Genomic DNA, 10,902 nt, shown 5'->3' on the forward strand with positions numbered 1-10,902 from the left:
GCTTTTCATGGCCACGCGCAGCTGATGGGTTTTGCCGGTAAACGGTTGCAACACAAACAGGCGCAAACCGGGCTTCAAGCTTTGGCTGCTGAAACGGGTAACGGCAAAATTATCCTCGTCACGCGTCAGCTTCCATGTACCGCGCCGCGAACGCGCCATACCGCCTTTCACCCAACCCTGCTTTTTCGCAGGCTTGTGCGTACCGAGTGCCAAATAAGTTTTACGCATGGTTTTCTCGGCAAACTGCGCCGACAAAGCCGCCGCGCTGTCGCGGTTTAACGCAAACAGCAATAGGCCACTGGTGGCTTTGTCCAAACGGTGAACCAACCACACGCGTTCAACACCGAGCTGTTGCGCCAGCGAAGCGGTCAGGCAAACATCCTCTTCCAATTCGCTGTGCACCGATACACCGCAAGGCTTATTGATGACCACAAAGTCTTTGTGCTCAAAAACAATGTCCCACATTTCAGACGGCCTTCAACACAATACCGTCGCCAAGCAGGGTCAAAATACCCAGCAGGCAAAACAAGATACACGCAGCAATGCGCACTGCTTTGGCCGGAATTTTGCGCATCAGCATTTCGCCCAAATACACGGCAGGCACAGAAGCAATCATCAAACCGGCAATACTGCCGACCACGACCAGCAGGATAGATTGGTATTTTGCCGCCAAAAGAACTGTTGCAATCTGCGTTTTATCGCCGATTTCCGCCAAGAAAAACAGGACGACCGTCGCCGTAAATGCGCCGTATTTCAGCCACTTGCCATCAGGGTCTTCGTCTTTGTCCGGCAACAGCAGCCATAATCCGACCGCAATAAAACTGCCGCCGACCACCCATTTCATGACTTCGGGCGAAATAGCGGATGCCAGCCAGACACCGAGTGCGGCCGAAACAAGATGGTTCAACAGGGTTGCAACAAAGATACCGGCAACAATCGCGTTTTTGTGGGCAAAACGTGCTGCCAAAAAGAGCGCGAGCAATTGCGTCTTATCGCCGATTTCGGCAATAGCAACACCCAGCGTCGAGGAGAAAAAAGCTTCCATGATTTAAGATACTCAACCGAAAAGCGGGCAAACAAAAAGCGCTGTGCATACCGCCCGCAAGGGTATGGACAACGCTTACGTCTTGCCTGTCTTCCGATAAAGCAGAGAAGATACCGCTGCCACGGCCGCACAAGCCGATTATGTTGACAACGGTTTCGGCATTGCGCCGAATGGCTACTCCCGTAAGAGTGAAGCCCGAATTGTAAGGCAATCCATGGCTTGAAGCAACAAAAAGAAAAACAAAAGGCCGTCTGAAACCCTATAAAGCAGGTTTCAGACGGCCTTTTTCACAATGATTAATTATCGGAGAACAAATCGCCTACTTTTTCGCCTACTTTTTCCCAAAACGATTTTTTGCGTGGGGTTTGGCTGAGATTGAGACCGGAGGAGATTTTTTCAAATTCTTCCAACAACTCTTTCTGACGGTCGGTCAGGTTGACCGGCGTTTCGACCAAAATGTGGCAGTACAAATCGCCGGTCGAGCTGGAGCGCAGAGACTTGATGCCTTTGCCTTTCACCCGCATACGGCGGCCGGTTTGCGTTTCTTTCGGAATGTGCAGTTTGACTTTGCCGTCCAAAGTCGGCACTTCGACTTCACCACCCAATGCGGCAATAGCAAAGCTGATCGGCAGTTCGCAATGCAGGTCCAAGCCGTTGCGCTCGAAAATTTTGTGCTGTTTTACGCGGACATTGACGTACAAATCGCCTGCCAGTGCGCCGTGTTGACCCGGTTCGCCCTCGCCGCTCAAGCGGATGCGTTGACCGTCGTCGATGCCTGCCGGAATGTTGACTTCAACCGTCTTGCTGGTTTTGGTGCGGCCTTCGCCACGGCATTTGACGCAAGGATCTTTGATTTCTTTGCCTGTACCGTGACAAGTCGGACAAGTCTGCTGCATTTGGAAAATGGCTTGGCGGACGTGTACCGTACCTGAGCCGTGACAGGTCGAACAAGTTGATGCAGATGTGCCCGGTTTGGCACCTGAGCCGTGGCAGACATCACATTCTTCGTAAGTCGGAATGTTGATGCGTTTTTTCACGCCTTTGGCGGCTTCTTCAAGCGAAATTTCTATGCCGACCTGCAAGTCCGCACCGCTGTAATCCGGCTGACGGCCGCCTGCGCTGCCGCCCCCGCCAAACATTTGGCTGAAAATATCGGAAAAATCGAAGCCTTGCGCACCACCGAATCCGCCTTGGCCGCCGAAACCGCCAAAGCCACCCGCACCTGCGCCCTGTTCGAACGCGGCATGGCCGTATTGGTCGTACATGGTACGTTTTTCCTTGTCAGACAAGGTGTCGTAAGCTTTTTGGACTTCTTTAAATTTTTCTTCCGCTTCTTTGTTGTCAGGATTGCGGTCGGGATGGTATTTCATTGCCAGCTTGCGGTAGGCTTTTTTGATTTCATCGTCGCTAGCGCTGCGGGCAACACCAAGGGTTTCGTAATAATCTTGGGTACTCATAATTTTGATAGTGTTTTGAATAAGTTTGAACTGGGTCGGATATGTGGGCGGAAGGTAAAAAACTCAAGTCGATATTTTTAAGGCCGTCTGAAAATTTTGTTTCAGACGGCCTCCCTCGCCTTGTCAAAGCATGATAATGGCCTTAAAGTGAAAGAATATTTGACCCTATACCGCTGTTTTATATTAGAAAGGTTTTCCTCCATGATGAAAAAAACCGCTTCCTTTTTATGCCTGATGCTGATGGCGGCCGCTGTCCAAGCCGCGCCTTCCGACAGCGAACGCATTGCGGCACTGGAGCGTCAGGTGGCCGAACTGACTGCCCAAGTAAACCGCCTACTGAGCGAGCGTTTGGATGAGCGTTCCGCACGCAGAAACAACGAAGTTCATGTATGCGCGTTGTCGGCATTTACCGACACCTTCCGTACCGAAAACGTCAACCGCGGCCGCGCACGCTTGGATGTGATTCAGCAATGCCGCCGCCAGCACGCGGAAATGTTCTGCAAGGAAGAAGCCGTCCGTTGCCAGACTTACCGTTAACCGTTTCATACTCAGGCCGTCTGAAACCCTGTTTTCAGACGGCCTTTTGATTGTTTGCGTTCGTCCACGTCAAAACAAACAGGAAACAACAATGCCAAAGCGGTTTGACATGATGTTACGACACAAGCAATCCGCTTCTGAATCCGCTATAATCTGCGTTTGATTTTATTTTCCAACGCCTTTGTATAAAGCGAAATATCATGCAAGAACAATATCAACCCGCCGCCATTGAGCCTGCGGCGCAGAAAAAATGGGATGACGCCCGTATTTTCAACGTCTCCGAAGACGCTTCCAAACCCAAATACTACTGCCTCTCCATGTTCCCCTACCCCAGCGGCAAGCTGCACATGGGGCATGTGCGCAACTACACCATCGGCGACGTATTGAGCCGCTTCAAACTCTTAAACGGCTTCAACGTCATGCAGCCTATGGGCTGGGACGCGTTCGGCATGCCGGCGGAAAACGCAGCGATGAAAAACAACGTCGCCCCCGCCGCATGGACTTACGACAACATCGAATACATGAAAACCCAGCTCAAAAGCCTGGGTTTTGCGATTGACTGGGAACGCGAAGTCGCCACCTGCAAACCCGAATACTACCGCTGGGAACAATGGCTGTTTACCAAACTGTTTGAAAAAGGCATCGTCTATCGCAAAAACGGCACGGTAAACTGGGACCCCGTCGACCAAACCGTCCTTGCCAACGAGCAAGTCATCGACGGGCGCGGATGGCGTTCGGGCGCGTTGATCGAAAAACGCGAAATCCCGATGTATTACTTCAAAATCACGGATTACGCCGAAGAGCTGCTCAACGATTTGGACAAGCTGGAACACTGGCCGGAACAAGTCAAAACCATGCAGCGCAACTGGATCGGCAAATCTCGCGGTATGACCGTGCGCTTCGCCGTTTCAGACGACAGCAAACAAGGCTTGGAAGGCGATTACGCGAAATTCCTGCAAGTTTATACCACCCGCCCCGACACGCTGATGGGCGTGACTTATGTTGCCGTTGCCGCCGAGCATCCGCTGGCAACCGCCGCAGCCGCCGACAAACCCGAATTGCAGGCATTTATCGCCGAATGCAAAGCCGGCTCGGTTGCCGAAGCCGATATGGCGACGATGGAGAAAAAAGGTGTGCCGACCAGCCGCTACGTCGTCAACCCGCTCAACGGCGACAAACTGGAAGTGTGGATTGCCAACTATGTATTGTGGGGCTACGGCGACGGCGCGGTGATGGCTGTTCCGGCGCACGACGAACGCGATTTCGAGTTTGCACAAAAATATAATTTGCCTATTAAAGTCGTGGTACGAAATCATGAAATAGACAAAGCGATTGCTTCTCTAAAACAGATTGCAGATCAAAATAAGCTTGCATTTGATGTCGATTATATTTTTGATTATTCCCAAAATCATGCCCAAGGCTTTGTTGACAGAGTTTTAAAGCAATTTAATGCGGAATTGCTTGCATTTTGGGACAAAACTGAAAATGAGCAAATTAAATATGCCATTCATGAATACTTGGACGTAATTCGATTAGGCTGGAATCATCAATTTCAAACTTCCGATGACAACTACCTGACCAACAGCGGCGACTTGGACGGCATGAATTTTCAGACGGCCTTCGACGCCATCGCCGCCAAACTGCAAAGCCAAGACGCAGGCGAACCGAAAACCCAATACCGCCTGCGCGACTGGGGCATTTCGCGCCAACGCTACTGGGGCTGCCCGATTCCCATCGTCCATTGCGAAAAATGCGGCGACGTACCCGTCCCTGCCGACCAACTGCCCGTCGTTCTGCCTGAAAACGTCGTACCCGACGGCATGGGTTCGCCTTTGGCAAAAATGCCCGAATTTTACGAAACCACCTGCCCATGCTGCGGCGGCGCGGCGAAACGTGAAACCGACACCATGGACACCTTCATGGAATCGAGCTGGTATTTCTTCCGCTATATGTCGCCCAAGTTCGCAGAAGGCATGGTATCGACTGAAGCCGCGAAATACTGGGGCGCGGTCGACCAATACATCGGCGGTATTGAACACGCCATTTTGCACCTCTTGTACGCGCGTTTCTTTACCAAACTGATGCGAGACGAAGGCTTGGTCAATGTTGACGAACCGTTTGAACGCCTGTTGACTCAAGGCATGGTCGTCTGCGAAACCTACTACCGCGAAAACGCCAACGGCAGCAAAGACTGGATCAACCCCGCCGATGTCGAGCTGACGTTCGACGACAAAGGCCGCCCCGTTTCCGCCGTCCTCAAAGCCGACGGGCTGCCCGTCGTCATCAGCGGCACGGAAAAAATGTCCAAGTCCAAAAACAACGGCGTCGATCCGCAAGAGCTGATTAATGCCTACGGCGCGGACACCGCCCGCCTGTTCATGATGTTCGCCGCACCGCCCGAACAGTCCCTCGAATGGAGCGACAGCGGCGTCGAAGGCGCACATCGCTTCCTGCGCCGCCTGTGGCGCACCGTTTACGAATACCTGAAACAAGGCGGCGCGGTCAAAGCGTTTGCAGGCAGCCAAGACGGTTTGTCCAAAGAACTCAAAGACCTGCGCCACAAACTGCACGCCACCACCGCCAAAGTCAGCGACGACTACGGCCGCCGCCAGCAGTTCAACACCGCCATCGCCGCCGTGATGGAACTGCTCAACCAATACGACAAAACCGACACCGGCAGCGAACAAGGCCGCGCCGTCTCCCAAGAAGTATTGGAAACCGCCGTACGCCTGTTGTGGCCCATCGTGCCGCACATCTGCGAAACCCTGTGGAGCGAATTGAATGGCGCGAAACTTTGGGAAGCAGGCTGGCCGACAGTCGACGAAGCCGCCCTGGTCAAATCCGAAATCGAAGTCATGGTTCAAGTCAACGGCAAACTGCGCGGCAAAATCACCGTTGCCGCCGACGCATCCAAAGCCGACCTCGAAGCCGCCGCACTCGCCACCGAAGGCGCGGTGAAATTCATGGAAGGCAAGCCTGCCAAGAAAATCATCGTCGTTCCCGGACGCTTGGTAAATATCGTCGTCTAAACCGCTTTTAAGGTTTAGCCATACGGATAAAGGCCGTCTGAAACTTGGTTTTCAGACGGCCTTTTATTTTGGCTTTCAAGCCCAATCGTTATTTTATTTAAACGTAAGGTTTTCAATTAAATCAAAATCATAAAGATATTTTTTGAACCATCGTATTCAAATGAAAACCTTAGCTTTGATAAAAACAAGGTTTAGCCGAATAAAGAAAGGCCGTCTGAAACCCTATATTCAGGTTTCAGACGGCCTTTTTTACTACCCGATTTTATTCGCCGTAATAGGCTTTGGTCAGGATTTCTTCCATATCGGCCACCATGGCGAGGCGTGGGTTGGCCGGGGTGCATTGGTCTTCAAAAGACATCATGGCCAGCTCTTTTCTGCCGTCGAGGAAGGTTTTCTCATCGATGCCCTGCTCTTTCAACGACATTTTGATGCCGACGTTGACCGCCAGTTCATGGCAGGCGCGGGCGAAGGATTCTACGCCTTCTGCCGGTGTGCTGCATGGCAGGCCTAAGGTACGGGCGATTTCCTGATATTTCAGGTCGGCTTTGTAGTAGTTGTACTTCGGCCAAGTGGCAGTTTTCTGCGGACGCGTGCCGTTGTAGCGGATGACGTGCGGCAGTAGGATAGCGTTGGCACGGCCGTGCGGAACATGATATTTGCCGCCTATTTTGTGTGCCATCGAGTGGTTGATGCCCAAGAACGCATTGGCAAACGCCATGCCTGCGATGGTGGAGGCATTGTGCATATGCTCGCGCGCTTCTGGATCGGCCGCACCGTGTTTGTAGGAGCGTTCGAGGTATTGGAACACGAGCTTGATGGCTTGCAGGGCGAGGCCGTCTGTAAAGTCGTTCGCCAGTACAGAAACATATGCTTCTACGGCGTGGGTCAGTACGTCCAAACCGGTATCGGCGGTTACGCCTGCCGGAACGGTCATGGTAAACGCAGAATCAACAATCGAAATGGTCGGTGTCAGCGAGTAGTCGGCAATCGGATATTTTTTGTCTCCGTCGCTAATGACGGTAAACGGCGTGACTTCGGAGCCGGTGCCCGATGTGGTAGGAATGCCGATAAATTTGGCTTTGCGGCCCAACTCAGGGAAGCGGAACGCGCGTTTGCGGATATCCATGAATTTTTGCACCAAGTCTTCAAAATCGACTTGCGGCTGTTCGTAGAAGAGCCACATGGCTTTGGCCGCGTCCATTGGCGAGCCGCCGCCCAGCGCGATAATGGTGTCCGGCTGGAAGCTGCGCATCAAATCCGTGCCTTTATAGACGGTTTGGACACTCGGATCGGCTTCGACATCGGTAAACAACTGGATGGTCACTTTGTTTTTGCGTTGATGCAGTTGATGGGTGATTTTATCGACAAAGCCCAGATCAACCATCGAACGGTCGGTCACAATCATGACTTTTTCGCAGTCTTTCATGTCTCGCAGATATTGGATAGAATCGCGTTCAAAATAGATTTTGGCGGGCACTTTGAACCATTGCATGTTGTTTCTCCGACGGCCTACTTTTTTGATGTTTAACAGATTGACTGCGCTGACGTTGCCGCCGACGGCGTTTTTACCGTAAGAGCCGCAACCGAGGGTCAGAGAAGGCAGGAAGGCGTTGTACACGTCGCCGATGCCGCCGAAAGTAGAAGGCGAATTCCAAATCACGCGCAGGGCTTTGACGCGGGAGCCGAACGTTTTGACCAATTCTTCATCGGTGGTATGGATGGCGGCGGAGTGTCCCAAGCCGTCAAAGGCAACCATTTCTTCGGCGAACTGCAAACCTTGTTCGGTCGAATCTGCCTTAATCATGGCCAACACAGGCGAAAGTTTTTCGCGGGTCAGCGGCTCGTTGGGACCGACTTCTCGGCATTCGGCGATGATGATGTTGGTTTTTTCGGGAACTTTAAACCCAGCCTGTTCGGCAATCCACGCCGCCGGTTTGCCCACCACGGCAGCATTGAGTTTCGCGCCGCCGCAGTTGGCGCAGTTTGCTGTAACGCCGAAGATGAAGTCTTCGAGCATGGCTTTTTCTTTTTTGTTGGCAAAGTACACGCCGTAGGATTTGAACTCTTCGACCAGCTCTTTATAAATCTCTTTGTCGACGATGACGGCTTGTTCGCTGGCGCAAATCATGCCGTTGTCGAACGCTTTGGACATCACGATGTCGTGTGCCGCCTGCTGGATGTTTGCCGTTTTTTTTCAACATAGGCAGGCACGTTGCCCGCACCGACGCCGAGCGCGGGTTTGCCGCAGGAATAAGCGGCTTCCACCATCGCATTGCCGCTGGTCGCCAAAATCGTCGCCACGCCCGGATGCTTCATCAGCGCGGAAGTGCCTTCCATAGACGGTTTTTCAATCCACTGGATGCAGTTTTCCGGCGCGCCGGCGGCAATCGCGGCATCACGCACGATTTGGGCGGCGTGGGCGGAACACTACTGGGCGGAAGGGTGGAACGAGAAAATAATCGGATTGCGGGTTTTCAGCGCAATCAGGGATTTGAAAATGGTGGTGGAAGTCGGATTGGTGGTCGGCACGATACCGCAGACGACCTCGACCGGATCGGCGATTTCGGTAATGCCGGTTACATCGTCTTCGCTGATGACGCCCACGGTTTTCAAATCGCGCAGGCAGCGCACGACGTTTTCGCAGGCAAACAGGTTTTTGGTCGCTTTATCTTCAAATACACCGCGCCCCGTTTCTTCAACCGCGTGCATGGCGAGTACACCATGTTTGTCCAGCGCAGCGATAGAGGCTTTGGCAACGATATAATCAATCTGCTCCTGATTCAGCTTGCGAAACTCGTCCAACGAGCGCAAACCCTTTTCAACCAAACTGTTGACCTCGGCTACGGCGGGGCTGACGACATTGTCGGCTGATGCGTTCATGGTGTATCTCCTTGATATAAGGTGGCAATAAAGTCGATAAATTTTCACTATGACTACTATAAGTAATTTAGTTACATTCTGCTTTGACCTACATCACAAACCATGATTGAACTTTTCAGACGGCCTCTTTATCATTTATTCATTTTAATTTGTTGAAGTATAATGATTTCATCCTCGCAAAACAAAAGACGGTCATTCTTAGTCGCTTTCCTCGTATATTAAAATAAGAACAGAAAACCAATGTATCAAAATTACATACTTAAAATAAAAAAAGGCCGTCTGAAAATATTTTTCAGACGGCCTTTTCATGTATGCCTTTTATTGGCTGATGTCTTCCAGCGTACGGCCTTTGGTTTCTTCACCCAATACCAAGATTACTGCCACAATCAGCAGCATAACCAGCGCAAACATCATAAAGATATTGCCGAAGCCGCCGCTGTTGCCCACCATCGCCGCCACTACCATGGGTGCGAGTATGCCGCCGACGCGGCCGATAGCGCCTGCCCAGCCGGATGCGAAGGCACGGAAGCGCAAGGGGTAGAGCTCGGGGGTGTAAGTGTACAAAACGCCCCATGCGCCCAAGTTGAAGAAGGACATCAGGCTGCCCCAAATCATGACTTCGGCCGCAGTTGTGCTTTGCCCGAAAAACCATGCGCACATGGCGCAAGCAGCCAGAAAGCCTGCCAGCGTTGCTTTGCGGCCGATTCTTTCCACCAAAGCCGCGGCGGCAATATAGCCGGGCAGTTGCGCCACAATCATCACCAGCACATATTCAAAGGTTTTGACCACTGTATTGCCCTGCTCGACCAGCAGTTTGGGCAACCAAGTGAAAATGCCGTAATACGAAAACACGATGCCGAACCAAACCAGCCACAGCATCAGCGTACGCCGTGCAAACGGATGTTGCCAAAGTTGGACGAAGCGGATGCGTTCACGCGGGGCAGCCGGTGCGGCAACGGCTTCTGTCGGCGGCGTTATGCCCGATTGAGTTTCCAGCGCGGATACCAAACGGTGCGCTTCGTTGGTTTTGCCGCGAGAAAGCAGGTAAGGCACGGATTCGGGAACAAACTTCAACACCAACGGCACATAAAACAGGGGTAAGGCGCCGAATAAAAACGCGCTGTGCCAGCCGGTTTGCGGAATAAAGAAATAAGACACCAGCGCGGCCGAGAGCCAGCCCAAGCCCCAAAAGCTTTCCAGCAACACAATAAAACGGCCGCGTACTTTCGGCGGCGCATATTCGCTGACCAGTGACACGGCAACGGGCAGTTGGCCGCCCAAACCCACGCCGACAAAAAAGCGGCACACCAGCAAAACCGCCAAATCAGGTGCAAGCGCGCACAAACCTGTGGCAATGCTGTACACCACCATCGTACCGGCAAAAACGGTTTTCCGTCCGAACCTGTCTGCCAGCCAGCCGCTGAATACTGCGCCCAAAGCCATGCCGACAAAGGCAATGCTGACAATCCAACCCAACTGCGCCGGAGTCAGCGCCCAATCTTTGCCCAAAGCCGGCAATACAAACGACACCAAGCCTGTATCCATGGCATCAAACAGCCAGCCTATGCCGACCAACACTAAAAGTTTGTAATGGAAGCGTGAGGGAGGCAGATTGTGCAGCCGCGTCAGAATATCCATAACTTCTTTCCTTTGTTTGTGTTTTATCGAATTAGATTTTATAAATAACTGCTTGAGTTTCAGCGACAAACCCCAAATAGAGCATTATGTCGATTTTAACATTTATACAATATGCAAAGAATAGGAAGCACGCGATTTTTGACTATTTTTGAATATCTTAATCTCAGCGATAAACCGCATACCCTATTGAAACATGAAACAAGAAATCACTTCAGGCCGTCTGAAAGTCGATGGTTTGGTTTTCAGACGGCCTGCCGTTTTTTGCAAAGGCTTCATGCTTGGGTTATGATGTTTATTTGTAATATGTAAACAGATG

9 protein-coding genes are annotated in these 10,902 nt (G+C 51.9%); 2 read left to right on the forward strand and 7 right to left on the reverse strand.

Annotation, left to right across the window (positions count from 1 at the left end; all coding sequences use genetic code 11):
- The 3 genes from ACTHSP_RS13385 to dnaJ form a co-directional block, all read right to left on the reverse strand.
- Nucleotides 1-465, reverse strand: a 465-nt coding sequence (locus tag ACTHSP_RS13385) for a TIGR01621 family pseudouridine synthase (protein ID WP_440346257.1), incomplete at its 3' end; no start/stop codon positions are given.
- Nucleotide 466: 1 nt separating this feature from the next.
- The gene (locus ACTHSP_RS13390) at nt 467-1,045 is read right to left on the reverse strand and encodes a TMEM165/GDT1 family protein (protein WP_049328417.1); all 579 of its coding nucleotides are present in this window, start codon (nt 1,043-1,045) and stop codon (nt 467-469) included.
- A 296-nt stretch (nt 1,046-1,341) separates the two neighbouring features.
- A complete protein-coding gene (gene dnaJ, locus ACTHSP_RS13395; RefSeq protein ID WP_440346258.1) occupies nt 1,342-2,502 on the reverse strand; it encodes a molecular chaperone DnaJ in 1,161 nt (386 codons plus the stop codon).
- A 201-nt stretch (nt 2,503-2,703) separates the two neighbouring features.
- Here dnaJ and ACTHSP_RS13400 point away from each other — a divergent pair, with 201 nt between their 5' ends.
- Together ACTHSP_RS13400 and leuS are read left to right on the forward strand one after the other, a co-directional pair.
- Nucleotides 2,704-3,039 (forward strand): hypothetical protein, encoded by a 336-nt coding sequence (locus ACTHSP_RS13400; RefSeq protein WP_003685933.1) that lies wholly within the window; start codon nt 2,704-2,706, stop codon nt 3,037-3,039.
- 200 nt (nt 3,040-3,239) lie between these two features.
- Nucleotides 3,240-6,068 (forward strand): leucine--tRNA ligase, encoded by a 2,829-nt coding sequence (leuS, locus tag ACTHSP_RS13405; protein WP_440346259.1) that lies wholly within the window; start codon nt 3,240-3,242, stop codon nt 6,066-6,068.
- A 262-nt stretch (nt 6,069-6,330) separates the two neighbouring features.
- Here the strand turns inward: leuS and adhE are convergent, their stop codons facing one another.
- The 4 genes from adhE to ACTHSP_RS13425 all read right to left on the reverse strand — a co-directional run bounded on the left by adhE (nt 6,331) and on the right by ACTHSP_RS13425 (nt 10,586).
- A complete protein-coding gene (adhE, locus tag ACTHSP_RS13410) occupies nt 6,331-8,220 on the reverse strand; it encodes a bifunctional acetaldehyde-CoA/alcohol dehydrogenase (RefSeq protein ID WP_440346260.1) in 1,890 nt (629 codons plus the stop codon).
- The gene (locus ACTHSP_RS13415) at nt 8,220-8,471 is read right to left on the reverse strand and encodes a hypothetical protein (RefSeq protein ID WP_440346261.1); all 252 of its coding nucleotides are present in this window, start codon (nt 8,469-8,471) and stop codon (nt 8,220-8,222) included. Before ACTHSP_RS13415 ends, adhE begins: the two co-directional genes overlap by 1 nt.
- A gap of 24 nt (nt 8,472-8,495) precedes the next feature.
- Nucleotides 8,496-8,948 carry a hypothetical protein gene (locus ACTHSP_RS13420; RefSeq protein ID WP_440346262.1) on the reverse strand — a complete coding sequence of 151 codons (453 nt, stop codon included), beginning with the start codon at nt 8,946-8,948 and terminating at the stop codon, nt 8,496-8,498.
- Between the two features lie 318 nt (nt 8,949-9,266).
- A complete protein-coding gene (locus ACTHSP_RS13425; protein ID WP_440346263.1) occupies nt 9,267-10,586 on the reverse strand; it encodes an MFS transporter in 1,320 nt (439 codons plus the stop codon).
- Nucleotides 10,587-10,902: the final 316 nt, after the last annotated feature.

The sequence above is a fragment of the Neisseria sp. P0001.S005 genome (assembly GCF_051963715.1).

Coding starts and splice junctions, on each gene's coding strand:
- ACTHSP_RS13390 (WP_049328417.1), bottom strand. CDS start 1,045: ATGGAAGCTTTTTTCTCCTCGACGCTGGGTGTTGCTATTGCCGAAATC.
- dnaJ (WP_440346258.1), bottom strand. CDS start 2,502: ATGAGTACCCAAGATTATTACGAAACCCTTGGTGTTGCCCGCAGCGCT.
- ACTHSP_RS13400 (WP_003685933.1), top strand. CDS start 2,704: ATGATGAAAAAAACCGCTTCCTTTTTATGCCTGATGCTGATGGCGGCC.
- leuS (WP_440346259.1), top strand. CDS start 3,240: ATGCAAGAACAATATCAACCCGCCGCCATTGAGCCTGCGGCGCAGAAA.
- adhE (WP_440346260.1), bottom strand. CDS start 8,220: ATGTCCAAAGCGTTCGACAACGGCATGATTTGCGCCAGCGAACAAGCC.
- ACTHSP_RS13420 (WP_440346262.1), bottom strand. CDS start 8,948: ATGAACGCATCAGCCGACAATGTCGTCAGCCCCGCCGTAGCCGAGGTC.
- ACTHSP_RS13425 (WP_440346263.1), bottom strand. CDS start 10,586: ATGGATATTCTGACGCGGCTGCACAATCTGCCTCCCTCACGCTTCCAT.